This window comes from Paenibacillus sp. LjRoot153 (genome assembly GCF_964253085.1).
Lineage (GTDB): Bacteria > Bacillota > Bacilli > Paenibacillales > NBRC-103111 > Paenibacillus_E.
On the sequence record NZ_CAXUQH020000001.1, the window covers coordinates 8,105,847 to 8,127,884 of the forward strand.

Consider the following 22,038-nt stretch of genomic DNA (forward strand, 5'->3'; position numbering starts at 1 on the left):
TATGTTAAATATCGAATTGTTTCAATTGTTGATGCAAAATCTCATTCACTTCATAGATCGCTTCTTTCGCATCCTGAATGTTCCCTTCCAGAAGAGCCTCATAGATGCGGGAGTTGATCCTTCTCCCCTGCCTTGGATTCGATAGAGACTGCGGATTCATCGTTCGATAGGAAACAACTTTGCACATATATTTGCCCTTTATTTGCTCCAGAATCTGCATCATGTTCTGATTGTGAACTGTGGTCAGAATCGTCTCTATAAACAATAGCGAACTTTCATAATAGAGCCAGTGGTCTCCGTCATCAGCTGCTTGAATTTGACGATCCAGATGGCCCCGTAACGACACCAAGTCAAAGGTAAGTCCTCGTTTATCAGCTACATCAAATGCATAAATCTGCATAGAAACTAATACTTCAAACATGTCACAAAACTCTTTGAACGATATGTTTTTAACAAAAACACCCCGGCCCCGTATCGACTCCACGAATCCTTCTTGCTCCAGTAAAGAGATAGCCGCCCGAATTGGCGTTCGACTCATGTTCAATTGATCCGCCAATTCATTCTCTGACAAAAGAGTACCAGGCAAATAATTCGCATGAATAATTTGATTCCGAATTTCTTGGTAGGCTTTCTTTTCTAGCGATGGTTTGGCAACGCTTTTCGTTTGAAGAAGATGCCCTTGCTGTGTAAATAATGAACTCATTAACGCAAACCGCCTTTGACGAACGAATCGATAATTTGACGCTGTAGAATAAAATAAAGCAGAAGAATTGGCAAGCTTGCCATGGTTGTCGCCGCCATCATTGGCCCCCACAGATTAGCGTCTGTGGACATAAACGACTGCAACCCAATTTGGAGCGTGGCGTGCTCCGGTTTGTTCATGACCAATAACGGCCAGAAGTAGTCATTCCATGAGGAAATGAATAATAGCACGCCTATAGAGGCAATCGATGCACGTAGATTTGGGAAAATCGTCTGCCACAGCACGCTCCAGTCGGATGCTCCGTCCAGATGAGCGGCTTCAATTAACGTTCGTGGGAACGATTTGAAGGTATTGTACAGCTGGAGCACTGCAAATGCGGACACAATGTTAGGGATGATTAACCCCATCAAGGAATTACGAAGCCCCCAGCTGCTAATGACCACATAGTTAGGAATCATGATGACTTGAAACGGAACCAGCCATGTCAATGAAATTAAGCCGTAGAAGAAGCCTTTGCCGCGAAAATCCCAGCGTGTGAACGCATAAGCCGCTAGTATGCTCGTCAGTAATTGGGCTGCTGTTTGACTAACAGCAACGATAATCGAGTTCGTCATCATACGAGCCATAGGAATGGCGTGCCATGCCTGCACGTAGTTATCGAACGTCCAGTGCGAAGGAAGCAGTGACGTGGAGTACACTTCACCTGCTGGTTTAAATGATGTGTTTAACATCCAGTAGAATGGAAAAATAGCAAGAAAGCTTAGTAATATCAACACAGTATGTTTACCGACGGTTGCACTGCGGGATCCATTCAATCGCGGATTCTTCATGCTGATCCTCCTTCAATTATCGTAAAACGAGACCTTTTTTGAGAGTTTCATGAAGATTAATGAAATAAGTCCAGAACCAATAAACACGCATACAGCGGCCGCTGAGCTCCAACCTACGGAGAACGTTTTGAACCCGTACGTCCATAGCAAGTAATAAATGTTTGTTGTTGAATTTAATGGCCCTCCCTGCGTCAATACATTGACATACGAGAAGCTCCATTCTGCAGCAAACAACGTGCTGAGCATCGCCATAAACATAATTGTAGGCGACAACAATGGCAGCAGCACATGCCAAATGATCTGCCAACGATTAGCCCGATCGATTCTAGCCGCTTCGATATAATCTTTATTAATCCCCGTCATCGCTGCCGAGAAAATCAACGTACTGAAACTGAGCAGCTTCCAACCCGTGATGAACGTTATCGACCAGATCGCCCACCGCTCATCGGAGAAGAATCGTATTGGTTCCTGAATGTGCAGCACAGCCTGCAACGTTTTATTGAGAATGCCGCCCATCGGGTTCATAATCCAGTTCCACACGGCCGATACCGCGACAGGTGCCATGATCATGGGTACGAAAATTAACGCTCGGTAGGCATTGCGGGTACGCTGTCCAATGTTGTCCGTGGAAATCGCAATCAGCAGCGGTAATATTAGCGAAAATGGCATAACGCCTACCGTGTAAAACAAGGTATTTAATAAAGCTCTACTCATCTCGGGCAGAGTAACTAGCTTCTCGAAGTTATCCAATCCCATGAATTCCTTCTGCGATGTCGGCAGCATATTCCACTCGTAGAAGCTGAGCTGAAAGGTCTCGATCAAAGGACGATAGATCCAGTAACCAATCGAAATCATGACTGGCAACAAGTATAAATAAGGGATCAACTTTTTATAGGGGAACGGTCTCTTTACCTTCTGCACCGACTTCGGACGAGCCTTAGAAACCGTCCTCGTAATGGCGTTGCTATTCATGGTATCCCTCCTGAATGTTTAGAGCGGTCTTTCGGTGAACATCGAATGACCGATTCATGGCAGAAGACAGAAGGATATAGCCACCTCCTGTCTTCACGCCAATTATGGCATTAGTGATTGTGCACGTTTCTGAGCATCCTGCATGATGGACGTGGTATCTCCTGAACTTTGAATCGATTTCTGCACACCTTCGAGCAAGATCGTCTCAATTTGGCTCCACTTGGATCCCGGATAGGATACCCACGGCTGCAAGCGAGTAAGCTGCTCTAGATTCGGCTTCACCAATGGATTGGCTGCCACCCAGTCCTTCAAATACTTCGGATCTTCAACAATAGCTGGACGAAGCGGCAGGTAACCGATTTTGGACGTAATGATCGTATATCCTCGCTCACTGGTAACAAACTTGAGGAACTCCCACGCTGCTTGCTGTTTCACTTTATCGTCAGATAACACGAACAAGGCACTTCCTGAGTTAACCGGTGTTGTAGGTTTACTTCCGAAGGATGGCATCTGTACAGCTTTCAGATCCCAGCCTCCAGCTTTTGAAGCGCTGAGCAATGCGCTCTGCAGGGCGCTTGTATACAGCAGCATCCCAACCTTCGATTCGCTGAACGCTTGAATCACTTCCGTGTCGTTCATCTTGTCGCTTGCGCCACTTTGAACGAGATCCTGCCACATTTTGATCGCACCAATCGCTGCTGGTTCACCGAACTGTATCGTTTTGCGATCATCCGATAGAACCTTGCCACCATTGCTGCCGATTAATGCCTGGACAATCCAGTCCGCTCCAGCAGAACCGCCCAAATGCACACCAGAAGCTTTCGTTTTGGCAGCAATCTGCAGCGCATAGGTCTTCACTTCCTCCCACGTTTTCGGAGGGTTTTCTGGATCAAGACCCGCATCCTTGAATAGCTTTGCGTTATAGAATAAGACCGGTGTACTGAATGTAAATGGAAGTCCGTAGGTTTTGCCTTTCAATTGACCTAATTTCAGCCCATTCGGCGAGAAACCTTCGAAGTTCTTCTTCAGCTCGTCAGCAGGCACAATATCTTCCAATGCCTTCGCATTGTAGTTCTGAACGGCATAATCCAATCCATCGAATACGAGCTGTGCAACGTCAGGTCGCGAACCAGCTGCGATATCAGCCTGTACCTTCGTGTTAATTTCCGTTGAAGTAACCGGAATGGCATCGATCTTAATGTTCGGGTGCGCTGCCTCGAATTCCGTAATCAGTTGCTGAGTGCCTTCCTTTTGACTAGCGATCGCTAAGTTGTAGCTGTAGAAAGAAATCGTAATCTGCCCCGTTGACGCAGTATCTTTGCCATTTCCACATGCAGCTGTTACCAGTACAGTTAATGAAAGCAACATCATAATCTTTGTTTTGGCTCGTGACATGTCACAGCTCCTTCTTATTATCGATCTATGTTCAGATTAGGCCTCAGCATGAATCTTGGTTACATTCAGTTCATAGAGCAAGCGCTGCTCACCAGGAAGGGTCATTGGTTGTACGCTCATTTGTCCATTCTTCACCATGATCAAGTTGTAACCAGATCTATCGATAAAACGCATGTTCGTCGAAGCTGAGGGATCCAGACCGAAAGCAAGTCCATCTGCAGCTGCGCACAAAATGCCATTTAACGTACCGACATTATGATAATGAATGTGCCCCGACAATAAGCCAATCACGTCACTGCCTTCGATGACGCTAGCCAAGTCCTGCGGATTTTTCAATAGATGATCATCCATCATCACCGTCGGTGTCTTCACGACTGGATGATGGTGCACAATAATCGTACCGGATGGTGCGGGTTCAACCAGCAATTGTTTAAGCCAAGCGAGTTGCACATCATCAAGTCTACCGTCATGGGTACCCGGTACTTGTGTATTTAACATCACGATGCGGAGGCCATCGGCCATAAAGCTATAGTAATAGGATTCGTTCGAAGGCTCTTCCTCCAAATAACCTTCGCGAAAAGGCTCGCGGAAATCATGGTTACCCAGCGAGACATGAATCGGAATACCGAGAAGCGCTTCTTCTTCGTCCAGCAGCTTTTTAAGAAAACGATAGTCTTCCAAGTTCCCGTCATGCGTCAAATCGCCGCTAATCACCACGAAGGATGGTTTCACCTCCAAAGTGCGAATTTCAGCACAAGCAGCGCGCAGCTTATCTGACATTTCCAAGCCGAACAATGGTTTCTTTCCAGGTGCGCTAATGTGGATATCCGTTAAATGAATGAAAAATATCGGTTCCCTCGTCGTCATTGTTACACACTCTCCCCGTGAACGTGTTGATGTGGCTGATAAGCTGTTAGATCATTGACACCATCAAGATGAATAACTCGGTATGTAGGAACGCCTCCGCGCATGGTTACCCATAACACCACATTCTCGTCACTCGGATTCGTGCCATCTCCATGTGCAAGACCACCCGTTCTACCTAGTTGTATAAACTCCGCATTACCTTCCCGAGCGTACTCCATCGCATGCAAATGACCAGCAAAAATAGTGTAGGAGCGATTCCCGAGCATCTGAATAAGCTCTTGGTATTCTTCGCTTTCTGATTTCCAACCTGGCTTATGCATGTTGACGAACGTCCATTTTACGTCCGCATTGTTTGCCAATACGCGTTTAAAGTAAGCGAGTTGCTCCTCACCAAGACTCAGCTTAATTTGGCCAAAACCTTGTAATTCCTCAGGTGAGAGTGCTCCTTTCAGTTCATCAACAAAAGCACTCATGTGTTCATTAGCGCGTTCAGGTTCTCGTTTTACATCCGCTGTTACCCGCTTGATGATGTCGATAAAGGCATCTGAGAACTCATCTGGTGTTTGCTCGGTATTTAAAGAAAGGAAGAGTGTATCCGCTACACGAAACGCATAGTAGTCTAAGCCTTTTCGCTCGCGCCATACCTCTGCCATCGTTGAATTGCCATAGTCGTGATTGCCGATGACTGGAAAGAAAGGTAGTCCCATTCCGGCAATTTTGCCGTCAATGTCATCCCATTCTTGATGCGTGTCCGCGGCGTTATTCCAATAGCCTTCGATCAAATCGCCAACCGCCAAGACAAAGTCAGGCTTCAAATCCTTCACCATGTCCAGCGCCTTCTCAAAAACTCCCTCCGTCGCCATCCCGCAACGGTCCCCCATCACAACAAACGAAAAGTCTTCTCCCAGTTGACTAGGCATGCTCCCAAACCAAGGGCGTTTCTCTGTGGTCACTAGCTGATCCTCAAAGATCATTACGTTCTTCTTTTCATCAAGCTGTACAGTTTGCATGGTTCCTATCTCCCTTCTATTGGTGAAAGCTTGTTCTTATCCTCAGTATGTAGGTTGTATGTAAGCAGAATATTAGCTTGATTTATAGTTATTATTAATCTAGGTGTCCTCGGGTCTGGCTGCGGCAAAAGAAAGCCAACGCCAAAAAAGCGAGCCCGCGGGGGCTCGCTTCTCATCCTATATAAAAAGAGCAACCGGTTGCCCGATTGCTCTTTATTCCGAAACCTATTCCGTTGTGTAAGGAAGCAACGCGATTGTACGGGAACGCTTGATAGCGATCGTCAAAGCACGTTGGTACTTAGCGGAAGTTCCAGTTACACGTCTAGGAAGAATCTTCCCGCGCTCACTGATGAACTTTTTAAGAGTCTCGATATCTTTATAATCAATATGCTTGATTTTGTTTACTGTGAAGTAACAAACCTTACGGCGTTTGCCTTTACCGCCTTTGCCACGAGGAGCAAATTTGCGATCAGCACGATCATCACCATTATTGTCTCTTTTTTGGAAAGCCATTGTGTCTCTTCAGTCCTTTCTACGTTTAAAATGGCAAATCATCATCGGAAATATCGATCGGTTTTCCGTCATCTATGAAAGGATCCTGCTGCTCGCGCGATCCACCGCCACGATTGCTGCTTCCGCCGCCGCTATAGCCGCCTGCGTTTGCATTAGAGGATCCGCCCTCTTCGCGATTCCCGCCGCCGCTAGATTCAAGGAAACGTACATTGTCGGCAATAATTTCGGTCACGTAAACACGTTTTCCTTCATTGTTGTCGTAGTTACGCACTTGAATGCGTCCTTCAACTGCTGTTAAACGACCTTTACGCAAGTAATTCGCGCATGTTTCGGCAAGCTGCCTCCACGTGACGATATTGATAAAGTCCGCTTCACGTTCTTTCGAGCCACCGCTCGTGAAAGGACGGTCTACAGCAAGTGTGAATTGGGTAACTGCTACCCCAGCTGGTGTATAACGAAGTTCTGGATCTCTGGTCAATCGACCGATAAGAATGACACGGTTCAACATGGAATAACCCTCCTGACGAAAATACTGGCATTGATTAAGCTACGTCGTTTACGATTAAGTGACGAATAACTTCGTCCGAAATCTTAAGTACGCGATCAAGTTCAGTTACAACAGCAGGTTCTGCGTTGAAGTGTACAAGCACGTAGTGCCCGTCACGGAACTTCTTGATCTCATACGCAAGACGGCGTTTACCCATCAGGTCATGTTTGGAGATTTCTCCCCCACCGTTCGAGATGATGCCTTGAAATTTTTCTACCGTAGATTGAACAACTTCTTGCTCAATGTCAGTACGAATGATGTACATCAATTCATATTTGCGCATGTATTTCACCTCCTTTTGGACTAAGCGGCTCCTATTCTAACTTGCTTGGCAAGCGAAGGAGCAAGGAGCGAGGATTCTTTTCAAAACTCGCACCTGAATACTATAGCAAATCATGCAGCAAATTACAAGTTTTTATCACACGCTTCGCACAGGTGGAAGCTGGAAGCCCGTCAGGTACATGCTTCCCTCTTCTGCGGGCATTCTAACTATGATTGTTATTCTTACAAAGAGGTGATTCAATCGTGGGTGAATGGACACATTTTAATGAAGGCGATCATGTTCCTAACGACGGTGAATATATGGAAATTGGCGAGAATGCCTTCCATATGGGGATTAACAATCCCAAGACAGTTACCCTCCGTAAAGGGGACACCTTTCCAGCAACAAGCAATCATAATCGCAAATGGCACAAAAAAGGCGGCAAGCGGATGTAGTTCTTCAATATGAAAAGAAAGGAACACCCCTCAGCTTTAATGAGAGGTGTTCCTTTCTTCCACATTCTTTTTCTACCTGAACGATCGCTATCTCATCAACCTGAATTCCCTACTTCTGGAACACACGCTTCTCTGAAATCTTCCCATCGTTAAAATAGACGATTTCCGCATAATACCCTGCTTGATTAGAGATCGCAAATTCATAGGTTCGTTTGCCATTCTCCTCTTTTACAAGCTTCCCTTTGGACCCCGTCTGCTTAACCAAATCATCGTAGGTACTCGTCAAGGTGATTTTCTCTAGTTGTTCCTTCGTTATCGTGGAAGGTGTCTCTGCCGCTCCGCTACCCGTAGTTCCCTTTGGCGTACTCGTAGGCGTCGTTGTCACAGCCCCTCCTGCACTCGTTCCACTAGGCGTCGCTGAAGCCCCTGCTGAGGGCTGAACCGTCACACCTGCTGTTGGACTAACCGTCGTCGTATTATCCTTCTTAGAGCAGCCTGAGGCCACCACAGCAAACATTGCTAAGGCTAGCATCCATCTTTTCATTTATCTCGTCCTCCTACATAGCTATTTTCCATAACCTAACTGTTAGGTTGCTTCGGATCTTTACTTTTTATCCCTTCTCTTTCATATAAACCATTATCACGATGTCGAAACAGGACAACAAAAAAGCCGCCCATACCCCTGAAGGATATAAACGGCTTTCATCTAGTGTGTTCTTGTACGGAAAGAGTGGGAGTCGAACCCACGCACGCCTCGCGACGCCTAACTGATTTCGAGTCAGCCCCCTTGGACCACTTGGGTACCTTTCCAAGAAAATGAGAACAGGACTTATTGTATCAAAAAAGTCTGTCTCTCGCAAGTCTTTTACTACTTTTTTATGAAAAGTTTAGTTCGACTCTTCGTCTGTCACCGCATTGCTGCGCAATATTTTTTTGAGCTTGCTTTCGAACTTCGTTCTTGGCACTAAAACGCTGTGCTTACAGCCTACACACTTAATCCGAATATCCATCCCCATTCGAATAATTTCCATTTCATTCGTACCGCATGGATGGGGCTTTTTCATCTGAACAACATCGCCAAGTTGGTATTCCTTCTTCTCCATCTTAGTTCCCCTCCACCTTTTCCTGTTTAACGTAGGTCACGACCTTCGGATATGGGATTTCAATTCCATTGGCATCCAAATACTTTTTGATCTCAGCATTTAAAATACGCCCAACTTCCCCTTGTGTGTTCGGCTTACACTCCGCAATAACCCGTATCTTCAACTCGGAGTTCCCAATCATTTGCACACCAAGCACTTCAGGCGCTTTAACGATATTCTCTGTGCGCTCATGTACTTCACCGACAATTTCACGCAATAAGGCCATCGCACGATCAATGTCAGCGTCATAGGCGATAGATACATCGACTACAGCAATGGAATTATAAGTCGAAAAGTTCGTTACTTGCTTAATGTTTCCGTTAGGAATGATGTGAACCTCACCGGTCCAGCTTTTGATCCGAGTCACGCGAATGCCAATTTCCTCAACGGTCCCTTTGAATTGGTCAATTTGAATGACATCGCCAACACCGAATTGGTCTTCGAAAATGATAAAGAACCCTGTAATAACATCCTTCACCAAACTCTGTGCTCCGAACCCTATGGCCAACCCAAGAACACCTGCTCCTGCGAGCAAGGGTCCTAAATTCAATCCTACTTGGCCCAAGATCAACATGATAGCAACTAGATTTACTGTATATGCGATAAGATTATGTATGAGAATTGATATCGTATTCGATCTTCGTCTATCAAGTTTGAGCGGTGACTTCTCTCTCGCAACTACCATGTGAGCGATTGTTTTATCAGCTATTTTAATGATAACTCTAGCAATGATATAAATGAGTACGATTTTGACAATGATCCAGAATAATGAGGCTATGATTTCAGGTTTACTGATATGCTCCCGAATCCAATGCATCAAATCTTCAAAATATTGTGTTTCAAAAGACACGAGTAAAGCCTCCTTACTTTTCTACTATGGTACCATATCCATCTTCTTTTTTAAAATAAATGCCTCTAATCTCTACGTTCTCGCTCTCTATAATCTCTTGAACTCGCACAAGATTAGCTCCTGGAAATTCAATAGAAAGAGCGCATCCTGCTGTAATCTCTTTCGGCGTAGGTCTTATATCTATCTCAATATCCGCATATTCTAGCAGCATCTCAGCTCTTAGTGCTTGTTGGGTAGAATCAAAAGCTAGCAACATGATAGAAAATTCCAGAGAAAGCTCTCCTCTCTACGTATAAATGTACCTCTCTCTCCATATACTAGTAAAAAAGATTTACTACTTTGGAGGGATATCATGAAATTCCATTTTGGATTCGACGGCGATAAAACCCCAGTGCAAGAACCTTTGAAAATTCAACATACCGATTCCAATACACCGTATCTTCTCGCAAAGCATTTGCAGTCGATTTTCAGTAAACTACCAACCTATCAACCTATCGTCGTCATTTGCGTAGGAACAGATCGTTCTACAGGTGATGCTCTTGGACCTCTCGTTGGCTCCCATTTAAATCGCACGACTTCGCTACGCAATCTTCATTTGTTTGGTACCTTGGATGAGCCTGTCCACGCTATGAATTTAGCCGAAACCGTCGAAACCATTCACAAGCAATTTCAGAACCCTTTCATCGTCGCCGTTGATGCTTGTTTAGGGCAAGTTGCCAGTGTTGGCTGTATTCAGGTTGCGCATGGACCACTCAAGCCAGGTGCTGGCGTCAATAAAGATCTGCCTCCCGTTGGTGATATTCATGTCACTGGGATCGTGAACGTAGGTGGATTCATGGAATATTTCGTCTTGCAAAATACGCGGCTTAGCCTCGTTATGAATATGGCTACCGTCATTGGCGATGCCCTCTACGCTTCGATTAGACGGACTCAATCCTTTGCACCGAGTGCTACGACTGCTTTAAAGTTTGAGTAAGTGTTTCCTTCTCTTCTGGACTTAATGTGTAATTGGACTGACCTTTCGTGATCGGCTTCGCATATACATACATTTGCTCTCGACTATGTATTCCCGTAAGTATCACACCATCCTGTTCATCGTTTAGCATGGCCAATGAAAAACTGAGATCACTACCACCATCATTGAAAGCATTGTAGCGACGAATTTTTATGTTCGATGTCATCTTCATCATGGACTGATGAATACTAGATATTTGGGTCGAAGCCTTCACGGATTCGACCTTTTGCTCGTTCAGAGCGTTCTGCATGTCAATTAGTAACTGCTCCATATTCTCAGCGCTTGAACCATTGATCATCCGTGTATAGCGTTTCCGCAAGGATGACAATCGAATTGATATAATGATAATCATAACCAATAATACCAGAATGAATGCGAAACAAACTAACATCACGTATTCTGCATTCAAGCCAAACAGTTCCCCCATGCCTTATCCCTCTTTCTACTTCGCATATTGCGCTTGAATCTCTTTTACAGCTTCAATGAGTGCTGTCACTTCTTCGTCCGTCGTAAAATAACCGATGCTCGAACGCACTGCCCCCTTTGCCAAAGTGCCGGCAACTTCATGTGCAAGCGGTGTACAATGATAACCCGATCGCACGGCAATTTGAAACGACTGGTCTAGAATAAAAGCAACTTCCGATGAATCCACATCTTGAATGTTAAAGGAAACGATTCCTGTTTTATTTTGTCCAAGCTTTGGCCCTAGAATCGTTACTCCTTCAATTCCCAGTAGCCCTTCCATTAATTTCTGGGTATGCGCCCATTCTTTCGCATGAATCTTGTCCACTGTTTCTGCTAGGACGAATTTTACACCTTCATTCAACCCAGCGATGCCTGGCGTGTTCTGAGTCCCTGCTTCATAGCGATCAGGCCGTACCGTCGGCTGGTGGATTGCCTCGGACTGACTGCCCGTCCCTCCATGCAGCAGCGGTTCCAAATCAATGTCCGGATGGATATATAACCCACCCGTCCCTTGAGGCCCCAGGAGCCCCTTGTGGCCTGGGAAGGCGAGCATGTCGATATTCATATCTACGACATGAATAGGCAGTACACCGGCGCTCTGAGCCGCGTCTACAAGCAGCTTCGCGCCGCGGCTTCTGCAGAGCTCTCCGATCTCACCAATTGGCATAATAGTGCCAAGTAAATTTGAGCTGTGATTCACCACGACGAGTGTTGTATTCGAGCGAAACGCTTCTTTCAAATCATTTAATTGCACATTCCCCTGCTCATCGTGTTGCAAATACGTAAGCTCAACGCCAACTGAGGCTTTTAAGTATTCTAGCGGTCTTCTCACCGAATTATGTTCAACATTGGTACAGATCACATGATCGCCAGGCTTTAGAAAGCCTTTGATCGCTTGGTTTAGTGCATGTGTCGTATTTAATGCAAATGAAATATCGTTTGGGTTTCTCACACCGAATAACTTGGCTAAATTCTTTCTCGTCTCGAACAACGTACGACTTGCCTTCACAGCCATCTGATGGCTGCCTCTGCCAGGATTAGCTGCATACTCCTGCATGCATTGCATCATCGCATCCATCACCATTGGCGGCTTCGGCCACGAGGATGCTGCTTGGTCGAAATACATCACGTCTTTCATGTTTCCAGCCCCTTTCGAGAAATCCCTAACTAAAACATAATTTTCAATTATATATGGTCAAAAATATAGCATACCTTAGTTTGTTCCTTCTGTTCGAAAGAAAAACATAGGTATGCTAGCAATTTCTAAGAGATTTTACCTTGCAATAATTCTAGCAGTCGGTTGAGATCGTCTTTTGAATAGTAGAGCAACTCGATCTTCCCTTTATCCTGCTGACTCTTAATTTTCACGGATGTCCGATAAATGTCTCGCAATTGCTCTTCTGCTTGATTTATATACGGATCTCTATTTTTATCTTTTTGTTTTGCCTTTTCCTTTTCAGGTCCAGGTGGTTCATCTAGCATCTTAATTGCTTCTTCAAGCTCTCTAACACTCCATTGTTTAGAGATCGTTGACTCTGCAAGTTCTTTCTTAATCTTATCGTCCTTCACACCAACAATTGCTCTCGCGTGCCCCATGGATAATGTTCCACGTGAAACATATTGTTTAATCGATTCAGGAAGGGAAAGCAATCTCAGGAAGTTGGCAATATGAGATCTACTCTTACCTACCTTCGCTGAAAGCTCTTCTTGTGTCAAAGAGAACTGGTCAATGATACCTTGATAAGCAAAAGCGATCTCAAGTGCATTTAGATCCTCACGCTGCACGTTCTCAATCAATGCGATTTCCATCACCTGTTGATCAGAAAGAATTCTTTCAACAGCAGGAATGGTTGGCGTCCCAGCAACTTGTGATGCACGGAAACGGCGCTCACCCGCAATGATCTCGTAGCCTTTAAGAACCTTCCGAACAATGATGGGCTGAATGACACCATGCTCTTTGATCGACTCTGAAAGTTCCTTAATACTGTCTTCATTAAAATGTTTTCTAGGTTGATATGGATTGGCTCTTAGTTGAGCCAGTGGAATCTGAATGACTTTATCGCTCTCATCAATATGCAAGGACGTAATTAATGCGTCTAATCCTTTACCTAAACCTTTAGAGAGGCCTTTGGTCATACTGAGATCACTTCCTTAGCAAGTTCTAAATAAACTTCCGCGCCCTTTGATCTAGGATCATACGTAATAATGGATTGCCCATGACTCGGCGCTTCACTCAAACGTACATTACGAGGAATAATCGTTTGATAAACCTTAGTTTGGAAGTACTTTTTAACTTCTTCAATGACCTGAATACCTAAGTTCGTCCTCGCATCAAACATCGTCAATAGTACGCCTTCAATTTGAAGACCTGTATTTAGATGCTTTTGCACCAATCGCACCGTGTTCAGAAGTTGGCTTAAACCTTCTAATGCGTAATATTCACACTGAATAGGGATGATTACAGAGTCAGCGGCAGTTAAAGAATTGATCGTTAACAGGCCAAGTGATGGAGGGCAATCTATCAAAATATAATCATATAAGTGTTTGACAAGTTGAAGTGACTTCTTTAATCGAACTTCTCTTGAAATGGTTGGAACCAATTCAATCTCTGCACCAGCCAATTGAATCGTTGCCGGGACAATTTTAAGATTCGGTACATTCGTTTCCACTGTTGCATCCTTCGGATGTACATCATTAATCAATACATCATAGATGCAATTTGTTACATCAGCTTTATTCACACCAATACCACTTGTTGTGTTCCCTTGAGGGTCAATATCAACCAAAAGAACGCGTTTACCAAGCGAAGCTAATGAAGCGCCTAGATTCACAGAAGTCGTCGTCTTGCCGACGCCACCCTTCTGATTCGTTATTGCAATAATTTTAGACAAAACCATTTCACCTCTATCGCTTATGTTCCATAATGCTATTTAACAAGCAGTAGTACTATCTTACCATAACTATCAATCAGTTACCTTATGAATATTTGATAGATTCGTGCCATTAGATGCAAAAAAAACGGCTTGCGCCGTTTTTAGGTAGCAGGAATGCCTAAATTATCGCTTAGGAATCTTAATTATAATTTCATAATGATCTTCATGATCTTGTTCTGATGTATTAATATGTAATCCCGAACTAGAAACCATTTCGACGGATTGTCTAATAGTATTCAGAGCGAGTCGAACATCCTTCGTAAAGGATACGCGACGTGACTTCTTGATTTTTGCCGCTTCCTTCAGGAAACTGATTTTGATTTCGGTTTGTTTAACGTTTAATTCTTTCGTGATAATCTCTTCTAGCAACTTAACCTGTTGCTCTTCTTGATCAAGAGCTAATAGAGCTCGTGCATGACGCTCAGTAATCTTACGCTCCATCAATGCCATTTTAACAGGTTCACTCAATTGCAATAGACGAATCTTATTTGCAATCGTAGATTGGCTTTTACCAAGTCGCTGCGCAAGACTCTCCTGCGTGAGGTCATGCATCTCAATTAACTGATGATAGGCTGCAGCCTCTTCGATCGCAGTTAGTCCTTCACGCTGAAGATTTTCAATAAGCGCAATCGATGCCGCTTGTGAATCATTAAAGTCCCGGACAATAGCTGGGATCGTATCCAGACCTAACTTTTTCACAGCACGCAAGCGTCGTTCGCCTGCAATCAATTCAAATGTATTATTTTTGACTCGAACAACGATAGGTTGAATAATACCATGTGTTCGAATGGTTTGGCATAGTTCATCAATACGATCATCATCGAATAATGTTCTTGGCTGATAGGGACTTGGAATAATACTATTTACGGGTATGTTTTTGACCTCATCCGTCGTCGAACGATCTGCAAGGCCAAATAGCTTCGATATTTGTTCTTTCATAGGAAAACTTACCACCAACTCTTCCCGTAGTTTAAGCGATCAGTACAGTTACAATAAACGGATACAACGCCCTGTACAAGGTAAAAAGATCTTTCGCCATTCCGAGACGATGTCATTCATGCTGTCTGATTCTAGTAAATTTAATCTATCAATTGCGAATATCCAACCACAACATCACAAATAAAATGTAAGGTGAAGCCAGTATATGACGGGCTTTCACCTTATATAGGTATTCTCCATCGAAGGCCATAATCCTTCTATACAACAGGCAAGCTAGCAAATGTTTCACGTGAAACATTCCTATTATTTGAACAGCGGTTCCTTTAATGGGATCCCTGCTTTTCTAGGATATTTAGCTGGTGTCGCAGCAGTCTTCTGAATCTCTACAAAGTGTCTTACAGATTCTTCGATAGGCAAAATCATTCGATTAACCCTCGTAACTTTTCCTCGCAACTCTACTAAACTAAAGGAAGAGTCTTTAATCTCATCATCTACTTCTGAACCTTTCATCGCAATGAAAGTCCCTCCACTTTTGGCAAATGGGAGACAGAACTCATTTAGAACTTGCAGTTTCGCAACAGCTCTAGCTGTTACGAGATCAAAGTGATCGCGATAACGAGGTAATCTGGCGACATCCTCTGCCCTACCATGAACACAATCCATATCGGTTAGGCTGAGCTGAGAAACAATTTCTTTTAAGAATAAAATTCGTTTATTTAAAGAATCAACAATTGTAACTTGAAGATGAGGAAATGCGATTTTAAGAGGTATACTTGGGAATCCAGCACCTGATCCGATATCAGCAAGAGATTTAACCTTCCCCATATCGTAATTGAAAGCCACAGAAAGAGAATCATAGAAATGTTTAAGATAAACTTGATCTCTCTCTGTAATACCTGTTAAATTCATTTTCTCATTCCACTCTACGAGTGTCTTGTAGTATTGTTCAAACTGATCTAACTGTCTCGTAGAAAGAGTGATATTCTCCTGAGCTAGAAACTCTGTGAATTGTTGCTGTATAGCATCCATATCTTTAACCTCTAGCCGCTATGACTCTATTGTAATGTTCGAGATAAACAAGCAAGATCGAAATGTCCGAAGGAGTAACCCCACTAATCCGAGATGCTTGCCCAATTGAAATTGGCCGAATTTTCGCTAGCTTCTGCTTAGCTTCGGTAGCTATCCCGTGGATCTCGCTGTACTCAATATCATCTGGAATCTTCTTCTTTTCCATTTTGCGCAAACGATCAACTTGATTACTTTGCTTTTCAATATAACCAGCATATTTCACTTGAATACCAACTTGCTCCTTCATATCTTCATCTAAGTCAAAAGGAGACATCGTCATTTGTTCAATATGTTTATACTCAATCTCTGGACGACGTAACAAGGAAATCGCTGGTACCGAATTCGTCAATTCTACACTTTCCAGGCTCCGAAGCAATTCCTGCACATGAGGCTCTGGCTTCACCTTCACTTCAGATAAACGCTCGATTTCTTGCTCTACCAATGATTTTTTATTCAAAAACTTCGCATAGCGCTCTTCAGAAATCAATCCAATTTCATGACCAATAGGCGTCAAGCGAAGATCTGCATTGTCATGGCGAAGCAACAAGCGATATTCCGCACGTGAAGTGAGCAAGCGGTAAGGCTCACTTGTTCCTTTTGTCACAAGATCATCAATGAGAACTCCGATATAACCTTCTGACCGATCTAATACAATTGCTTCTTTCTCTTGTACTTTACGCGCTGCATTAATCCCTGCCATAACACCTTGACCGGCAGCCTCTTCGTATCCAGAAGTTCCATTAATTTGCCCAGCTGTAAATAATCCACTAACCAGTTTCGTTTCCAATGAAGGTTTCAATTGCGTTGGTACTACCGCATCATACTCGATGGCATAACCCGTACGCATCATTTCTACTTTTTCTAGTCCAGGAATAGAACGCAGAATACCTAACTGCACATCTTCCGGCATACTCGTAGACAGACCTTGCACATAATACTCTGAAGTACTGTGACCTTCTGGCTCTAAGAAAATTTGGTGCTTCGGTTTATCGCTAAAACGAACAATTTTATCTTCAATAGAAGGACAATATCTAGGACCCGTCCCCTCAATAGCGCCAGAGAACATCGGTGCACGGTGTAAATTATCATTAATAATTTGGTGCGTTTCCGCGGACGTATAGGTTAACCAGCATGGAAGTTGCACATTATGATTCGAACCTGTTTTCGTCTCAAAGGAGAAAAACTTCGGTTGCTCGTCGCCTGGTTGAATTTCGGTTTTGCTAAAATCAATCGTATCTTTATGGACGCGCGGAGGCGTACCTGTCTTGAAACGAACAAGATCGAATCCTAACTTGCGCAAGGACTCAGATAGTTTAACTGATGGCTGCTGATTATTAGGCCCGCTCTCGTACATAAGTTCGCCCATGATCACTTTACCGCGCAAATACGTACCCGTCGTCAAAACGACAGATTTTGCGTAATACTCAGCACCTGTCTTCGTAATTAGACCTTTACAAACACCATTCTCAACGATAAGCTCTTCAGCCATTCCTTGACGTAATGTCAAATTAGCCGTAGCTTCAATCGTTTCTTTCATTTTGTGCTGATAAGAAAACTTATCGGCTTGAGCGCGCAGTGCATGAACAGCTGGTCCCTTGCCGGTATTCAACATACGAAGTTGAATGTAAGTTTTATCTATATTGCGACCCATCTCACCACCAAGCGCGTCGATCTCACGAACGACGTGTCCTTTCGCTGGACCACCGATGGATGGGTTACAAGGCATGAAAGCAACCATGTCTAAATTGATCGTTAATAGCAACGTATTACAACCCATGCGAGCAGAAGCTAACGCGGCCTCGCAACCTGCATGACCGGCACCGATAACGATAACGTCATAATTCCCTGCGTGATATCCCATAGAAACGTCCCTCCCTCTTTTATGAAAACGCAAATGCTGTCGGTTTTCATTTTCCTAAGCAGAATTGTGTAAAAATTTGATCGATTAGGGACTCACCTACGGAATCTCCGATAATCTCCCCTAACTGCTCCCAAGCAGCTCGGATATCAATTTGAATCATATCAATCGGCACATATTGCTCATTGGCATCCAATGCATCCTGCAAGGAACGCTTGGCCTGCTTCAACAAGGAAATATGGCGAACATTACTCACATAGGTTAAATCACTTGATTCGAGCTTTCCTTCAAAGAAAATCGCCGCGATCGCTTTTTCCAAATCCTCAATACCTTTATTCTCAATCAGAGACAGCTCCACGATACGCTCTCGCGGGAAATAACTAAGCACCTGTTCCACATCTAATTTACGATCCAAATCAATCTTATTCAGAATAACGATCGTTTGTTTATCAGCCAACTGCTTCATCAGCGCAATCTCATCGAATTGAAGCTCATCATTACTATTCAGCACCAGTAAAATGAGGTCCGCTTCAGCTAAAGCAGTCTTTGAACGTTCCACGCCAATTTGTTCAACGATATCCGATGTTTCACGAATACCAGCCGTATCAAGCAGCTTCAACGGAATACCGCCAATATTAACGAACTCCTCAATGACATCCCGCGTGGTTCCTGGAATATCAGTAACAATTGCCCGATTTTCTTGGGCTAATTCATTCAACAACGAAGACTTTCCAACATTAGGTTTGCCGACAATTGCCGTCTCAATGCCCTCACGCAAAATTTTACCTTGTTCAGCGGTCACCAATAAACGATCAATATCAAACATGACCGTGTCACACTTCGTCTTGATGAAAGCATTTGTCATTTCCTCTACATCATGTTCCGGATAGTCAATATTCACTTCAACATGAGCCATTAACTCCACCAGAATGTATCGCAAATGCTTAATCTGTTTGGATAAATTACCTTCCACTTGCTTCAAAGCTACCTTGAATGCCCGATCCGATTTAGCTCGAATTAAGTCAATAACCGCTTCTGCCTGTGTTAAGTCAATACGACCATTCAAGAAAGCGCGCTTTGTAAACTCACCAGGCTCTGCTAAGCGAACCCCTTGAACTAGCAGTAAATCAAGCACCTTCTTAACGGAGACAATCCCACCGTGACAACTAATTTCGACAACATCTTCCATTGTGAAGGATCGCGGAGCTTTCATTAACGTAACTAGAACCTCCTCTACCTTTTCGGCAGAAGCAGGTTCTATAATGAATCCATAATGTACCGTATGCGTGTCAGCAACAGATAATTTCGTTTTGGAGCGGAAAATACGTTCAACGTATGTGACAGATTCCTCGCCGCTCACACGAATAACCGCTATCCCACCCTCACCAAGCGGTGTAGAAATAGCAGCAATCGTATCATTTAACATAGTATTTACACCTCGAATTTACCTCATCTTAAAGAAAAAGCAATGACATATGAACCAAGTCATTGCGATCTGTGTTATTTAACAGCGATGACAACCCGACGATTCGGTTCCTCGCCTTTACTGTACGTTTTGATAACTGGATGCCCTTGTAATTCCGCATGAATAATTTTACGTTCTTGCGAATTCATCGGCTCCAAAATAACTTCTTTTTTCGACTTAATCACGCGATTAGCCAGTCTTAACGCCAGCTCTTCCAACGTTTTCTTCCGTCGATCACGGAAATTCTCCGCATCTAAGATGATACGGAAATGAGAATTCGCATACCGATTACCAACAATATTGACTAAATACTGAAGCGCATCAAGCGTTTGTCCTCTTTTTCCGATCAAAATGCCTAATTCCGAGCCACTCATGTTTAAGATATAGCCTTCACGATCTTTATGTGTATCTATGGTGATGGAAATTTGCATCGCTTCGAACATATCTTGTAAGAAAGCTATCGCTTCCTCAAGTGGATCGGGTATCAATTCGAGCTCAACCTTCGCAACTCTGGATCCAATAAACCCGAACAACCCTCGTGAGGGCTGTTCCAAAATATGAATAAGTACACGATCCTCCGAAACTTGCCATTGATCTAGACCAGACTTAACTGCCAGTTCAATTGTCTTTCCAGTCACCACGATTTTCTTCATTTCGACAGGCCACCCTTATTATTTTGAGATCCAGGCTTTTTTTGTGAACCAGGAGCACCATAGATGAAATAAGACTGAACGATTGTGAAAATGTTACCGTAAATCCAGTATAGCGGAAGTGCCGATGCAAAATTCATGGACATGACGAAAATCATAACCGGGAAAATGTACATTAAGCTTTTCATTTGTTGATTCATTTGGGAAGACATAAACATTTGTTGGATAAACGTCGTAGCCGCGGCAATCAAAGGTAGAATGTACAAGTGATCCGGCTTACCAAGATTCAACCAGAGGAACGTGTGCTCATGAATTTCTTGATTACGCATAATCGCTTGATAAAGAGCGATTAGAATTGGCATTTGAACAATGATTGGAAAACAACCAGCTAACGGATTTACACCATTTTGTTGAAATAGCTTCATCGTTTCTTCTTGTTGCTTTTTCGCATCATCTTTATATTTCTCTTTAAGCTTCTTCATTTCAGGCTGCAGATCCTGCATCCGTTTGGAGCTTTTGTATTGCTTAAGCGTAAGCGGCAAAATAATCAATCGAATAATCAATGTAACAACCAAGATCGACAATCCATATTGACCCCATAAATGATCAGCGAACCAATCAAGCGTTTGTGAAAGCGGGTACGTAAAGTACTTTGTGAAAAAATTAGCCGTGTTCAGGTCGATTGGCGCTGATGCTGCACCTGACGGAGTACATCCGGACAAAAGTAAAATCACCGAAGACAGTGCTGCTAGCATATAAATTCGACGAGTCAAAATGAGATCCTCCTAAATGTCTTTTCCAAGATAAACTATAACACAACTTCAGTCCGCAAGGAAATATGGCGTTACTTTTTTATGGCGTCATTTTTTTTATATAAAGAAGCTTTACGAATGACATGCCAGATACTCTTCTCCATATCTGCGTAGGCCATATCAACAACCGGTTTTCTAGCCAGCAAAATGTAGTCATATTGAGGTGTCATATTTTCTTTTTTCAAACGAATAATTTCTTTCATCATTCGTCTCAAACGATTACGTACAACGGCATTCCCAATTTTCTTGGAAACTGAAACACCGAAACGAAACACTTCTGCTTTGGGCTGCGGCAAATAGTATAGAACGAATTGCTGATTGGCCATCGATTTTCCATAGCGATACACCTTACTAAAGTCTTCTCTTTTTGCTAACCGATATTGTTTCTCCACAGCTATGTACACTCCAGACAGATCACATTCATTAGTTGAAAGAACACTACATATCTTATCTAGTTTTAACAAAACCAGTTCAATGTAAACCGAAGTTGAAAATGCAAAAAAAAAAGCCCCTTTCGGAGCCTCTTCTTACGCGCTAAGAACTTTTCTTCCTTTAAGACGACGAGCTTGTAGAACTTTACGACCGTTCTTCGTGCTCATTCTTTTACGGAAACCATGGTTCTTCTTACGCTTTCTCGTATTCGGGTTAAATGTTGGACCCATCTATAGCACCTCCCTACCTGGCTGAGGATATCCATCCTACAAAATTTCTACTACTCATTAAATCATTTTCACAGAAGAAAGTCAACCTACCCAAGTGTGCAGTATTTGGATGGCAGAATACCTCGATAACGGTCAAAAGAATAAGCTGTGTATAAAGTTTTGACGAGAAAGAACAAACTTTGTCGAAAATCAACAGAATATCAACAATATCTTGTGTTGTGAACAATTTCTACCCACAACTTGTTGTTATTGTGGATAATGCGAAACAATCCGTTGATTAACAAGGTATCTTTTGTTAAGATAGTAATGTTTCTGCTGTGGATATACGCCACTAATCCTCCAAGTTATCAACAACCTGTGGATAACAATGTGCACAAACTTCCCTCTACAAGAATAAGTCATTTCTGCGGATCCTTAGTAATGTGGATAAAACCGACAAAAGTCATCCTTTTTTGACCCCACCAGACACTAGATTCTTTTAGACGATATTTGGGCACGCTAAATGCTAACTACCAATTCAGTGAGATCCCAACGTGAGTTATTTGTTCTCACGTTTTATCCATAAATCATAACCATGTTTCCACTGGCCTATGCCACATGTTTGATTCAAAAGGAGTGAAGTACT

Annotated in this window: 27 protein-coding genes and 1 tRNA gene; 2 read left to right on the forward strand and 26 right to left on the reverse strand. The window is 43.3% G+C overall.

The window, feature by feature from the left end; all coding sequences use genetic code 11:
- Window positions 1-4: 4 nt before the first annotated feature.
- The 9 genes from ACSQ8P_RS35285 to rpsF all read right to left on the reverse strand — a co-directional run bounded on the left by ACSQ8P_RS35285 (window position 5) and on the right by rpsF (window position 7,120).
- A complete protein-coding gene (locus tag ACSQ8P_RS35285; RefSeq protein WP_436239394.1) occupies window positions 5-703 on the reverse strand; it encodes a GntR family transcriptional regulator in 699 nt (232 codons plus the stop codon).
- Entirely contained in the window at window positions 703-1,533 is an 831-nt protein-coding gene (locus tag ACSQ8P_RS35290; protein ID WP_436239395.1) for a carbohydrate ABC transporter permease, read from the reverse strand. The genes ACSQ8P_RS35285 and ACSQ8P_RS35290 overlap by 1 nt, the downstream gene beginning before the upstream one ends.
- Window positions 1,534-1,545: 12 nt before the next feature.
- Window positions 1,546-2,505, reverse strand: a complete 960-nt coding sequence (locus ACSQ8P_RS35295) for a carbohydrate ABC transporter permease (protein ID WP_436239396.1) — start codon at window positions 2,503-2,505, stop codon at window positions 1,546-1,548.
- 102 nt (window positions 2,506-2,607) lie between these two features.
- Window positions 2,608-3,900: an ABC transporter substrate-binding protein gene (locus tag ACSQ8P_RS35300; RefSeq protein WP_436239397.1), complete on the reverse strand. Its 1,293-nt coding sequence runs from the start codon at window positions 3,898-3,900 to the stop codon at window positions 2,608-2,610.
- A gap of 36 nt (window positions 3,901-3,936) precedes the next feature.
- Window positions 3,937-4,767 carry a metallophosphoesterase family protein gene (locus ACSQ8P_RS35305; RefSeq protein ID WP_436239398.1) on the reverse strand — a complete coding sequence of 277 codons (831 nt, stop codon included), beginning with the start codon at window positions 4,765-4,767 and terminating at the stop codon, window positions 3,937-3,939.
- A 2-nt stretch (window positions 4,768-4,769) separates the two neighbouring features.
- Window positions 4,770-5,777, reverse strand: coding sequence for a metallophosphoesterase family protein (locus tag ACSQ8P_RS35310; RefSeq protein ID WP_436239399.1), 1,008 nt, complete (start codon window positions 5,775-5,777; stop codon window positions 4,770-4,772).
- A 225-nt stretch (window positions 5,778-6,002) separates the two neighbouring features.
- Window positions 6,003-6,290, reverse strand: a complete 288-nt coding sequence (gene rpsR, locus ACSQ8P_RS35315; RefSeq protein WP_028557221.1) for a 30S ribosomal protein S18 — start codon at window positions 6,288-6,290, stop codon at window positions 6,003-6,005.
- Between the two features lie 25 nt (window positions 6,291-6,315).
- On the reverse strand, window positions 6,316-6,798 hold the full coding sequence (gene ssb, locus ACSQ8P_RS35320; protein ID WP_056622646.1) for a single-stranded DNA-binding protein: 483 nt from the start codon (window positions 6,796-6,798) through the stop codon (window positions 6,316-6,318).
- A gap of 34 nt (window positions 6,799-6,832) precedes the next feature.
- On the reverse strand, window positions 6,833-7,120 hold the full coding sequence (gene rpsF / locus ACSQ8P_RS35325; protein WP_436239400.1) for a 30S ribosomal protein S6: 288 nt from the start codon (window positions 7,118-7,120) through the stop codon (window positions 6,833-6,835).
- Between the two features lie 242 nt (window positions 7,121-7,362).
- Here rpsF and ACSQ8P_RS35330 point away from each other — a divergent pair, with 242 nt between their 5' ends.
- The gene (locus tag ACSQ8P_RS35330; RefSeq protein WP_028557224.1) at window positions 7,363-7,554 is read left to right on the forward strand and encodes a YjzC family protein; all 192 of its coding nucleotides are present in this window, start codon (window positions 7,363-7,365) and stop codon (window positions 7,552-7,554) included.
- A gap of 109 nt (window positions 7,555-7,663) precedes the next feature.
- On the opposite strand, the gene ACSQ8P_RS35335 is transcribed toward ACSQ8P_RS35330, so the two are convergent.
- The 5 genes from ACSQ8P_RS35335 to ACSQ8P_RS35355 form a co-directional block, all read right to left on the reverse strand.
- The gene (locus ACSQ8P_RS35335; protein ID WP_436239401.1) at window positions 7,664-8,098 is read right to left on the reverse strand and encodes a hypothetical protein; all 435 of its coding nucleotides are present in this window, start codon (window positions 8,096-8,098) and stop codon (window positions 7,664-7,666) included.
- 178 nt (window positions 8,099-8,276) lie between these two features.
- A tRNA-Ser gene (locus ACSQ8P_RS35340) sits at window positions 8,277-8,364 on the reverse strand.
- Between the two features lie 77 nt (window positions 8,365-8,441).
- Window positions 8,442-8,657: a DUF951 domain-containing protein gene (locus tag ACSQ8P_RS35345; protein WP_436239402.1), complete on the reverse strand. Its 216-nt coding sequence runs from the start codon at window positions 8,655-8,657 to the stop codon at window positions 8,442-8,444.
- A 1-nt stretch (window position 8,658) separates the two neighbouring features.
- Window positions 8,659-9,546: a mechanosensitive ion channel family protein gene (locus ACSQ8P_RS35350; RefSeq protein WP_436239403.1), complete on the reverse strand. Its 888-nt coding sequence runs from the start codon at window positions 9,544-9,546 to the stop codon at window positions 8,659-8,661.
- Between the two features lie 13 nt (window positions 9,547-9,559).
- Entirely contained in the window at window positions 9,560-9,802 is a 243-nt protein-coding gene (locus ACSQ8P_RS35355; protein WP_436239404.1) for a DUF3343 domain-containing protein, read from the reverse strand.
- A 96-nt stretch (window positions 9,803-9,898) separates the two neighbouring features.
- Between ACSQ8P_RS35355 and yyaC the strand changes: the two genes are divergently transcribed.
- The gene (gene yyaC, locus ACSQ8P_RS35360; RefSeq protein ID WP_436239405.1) at window positions 9,899-10,522 is read left to right on the forward strand and encodes a spore protease YyaC; all 624 of its coding nucleotides are present in this window, start codon (window positions 9,899-9,901) and stop codon (window positions 10,520-10,522) included.
- Here yyaC and ACSQ8P_RS35365 read toward each other — a convergent pair.
- The 12 genes from ACSQ8P_RS35365 to rpmH form a co-directional block, all read right to left on the reverse strand.
- On the reverse strand, window positions 10,497-10,988 hold the full coding sequence (locus ACSQ8P_RS35365; protein ID WP_436239406.1) for a DUF4446 family protein: 492 nt from the start codon (window positions 10,986-10,988) through the stop codon (window positions 10,497-10,499). The two genes, yyaC and ACSQ8P_RS35365, sit on opposite strands and share 26 nt — an antisense overlap.
- Before the next feature lie 15 nt (window positions 10,989-11,003).
- Window positions 11,004-12,164: an aminotransferase class V-fold PLP-dependent enzyme gene (locus ACSQ8P_RS35370; RefSeq protein ID WP_436239407.1), complete on the reverse strand. Its 1,161-nt coding sequence runs from the start codon at window positions 12,162-12,164 to the stop codon at window positions 11,004-11,006.
- Window positions 12,165-12,289: 125 nt separating this feature from the next.
- Window positions 12,290-13,162 carry a ParB/RepB/Spo0J family partition protein gene (locus tag ACSQ8P_RS35375; protein WP_436239408.1) on the reverse strand — a complete coding sequence of 291 codons (873 nt, stop codon included), beginning with the start codon at window positions 13,160-13,162 and terminating at the stop codon, window positions 12,290-12,292.
- Window positions 13,159-13,917, reverse strand: a complete 759-nt coding sequence (locus ACSQ8P_RS35380; protein WP_056622827.1) for a ParA family protein — start codon at window positions 13,915-13,917, stop codon at window positions 13,159-13,161. Before ACSQ8P_RS35380 ends, ACSQ8P_RS35375 begins: the two co-directional genes overlap by 4 nt.
- 165 nt (window positions 13,918-14,082) lie before the next feature.
- The gene (gene noc / locus ACSQ8P_RS35385; protein ID WP_436239409.1) at window positions 14,083-14,898 is read right to left on the reverse strand and encodes a nucleoid occlusion protein; all 816 of its coding nucleotides are present in this window, start codon (window positions 14,896-14,898) and stop codon (window positions 14,083-14,085) included.
- Between the two features lie 303 nt (window positions 14,899-15,201).
- A complete protein-coding gene (gene rsmG / locus ACSQ8P_RS35390) occupies window positions 15,202-15,927 on the reverse strand; it encodes a 16S rRNA (guanine(527)-N(7))-methyltransferase RsmG (protein WP_436239410.1) in 726 nt (241 codons plus the stop codon).
- A 4-nt stretch (window positions 15,928-15,931) separates the two neighbouring features.
- Window positions 15,932-17,827, reverse strand: a complete 1,896-nt coding sequence (gene mnmG / locus ACSQ8P_RS35395) for a tRNA uridine-5-carboxymethylaminomethyl(34) synthesis enzyme MnmG (protein WP_436239411.1) — start codon at window positions 17,825-17,827, stop codon at window positions 15,932-15,934.
- Between the two features lie 46 nt (window positions 17,828-17,873).
- Window positions 17,874-19,250 (reverse strand): tRNA uridine-5-carboxymethylaminomethyl(34) synthesis GTPase MnmE, encoded by a 1,377-nt coding sequence (mnmE, locus tag ACSQ8P_RS35400; protein ID WP_436239412.1) that lies wholly within the window; start codon window positions 19,248-19,250, stop codon window positions 17,874-17,876.
- Between the two features lie 74 nt (window positions 19,251-19,324).
- Window positions 19,325-19,942 carry an RNA-binding cell elongation regulator Jag/EloR gene (gene jag / locus ACSQ8P_RS35405; protein WP_436239413.1) on the reverse strand — a complete coding sequence of 206 codons (618 nt, stop codon included), beginning with the start codon at window positions 19,940-19,942 and terminating at the stop codon, window positions 19,325-19,327.
- The gene (gene yidC / locus ACSQ8P_RS35410; protein WP_436239414.1) at window positions 19,939-20,712 is read right to left on the reverse strand and encodes a membrane protein insertase YidC; all 774 of its coding nucleotides are present in this window, start codon (window positions 20,710-20,712) and stop codon (window positions 19,939-19,941) included. Before yidC ends, jag begins: the two co-directional genes overlap by 4 nt.
- 71 nt (window positions 20,713-20,783) lie before the next feature.
- On the reverse strand, window positions 20,784-21,143 hold the full coding sequence (gene rnpA, locus ACSQ8P_RS35415; protein WP_436239415.1) for a ribonuclease P protein component: 360 nt from the start codon (window positions 21,141-21,143) through the stop codon (window positions 20,784-20,786).
- A 135-nt stretch (window positions 21,144-21,278) separates the two neighbouring features.
- Entirely contained in the window at window positions 21,279-21,413 is a 135-nt protein-coding gene (rpmH, locus tag ACSQ8P_RS35420; RefSeq protein ID WP_028557239.1) for a 50S ribosomal protein L34, read from the reverse strand.
- Window positions 21,414-22,038 lie beyond the last annotated feature (625 nt).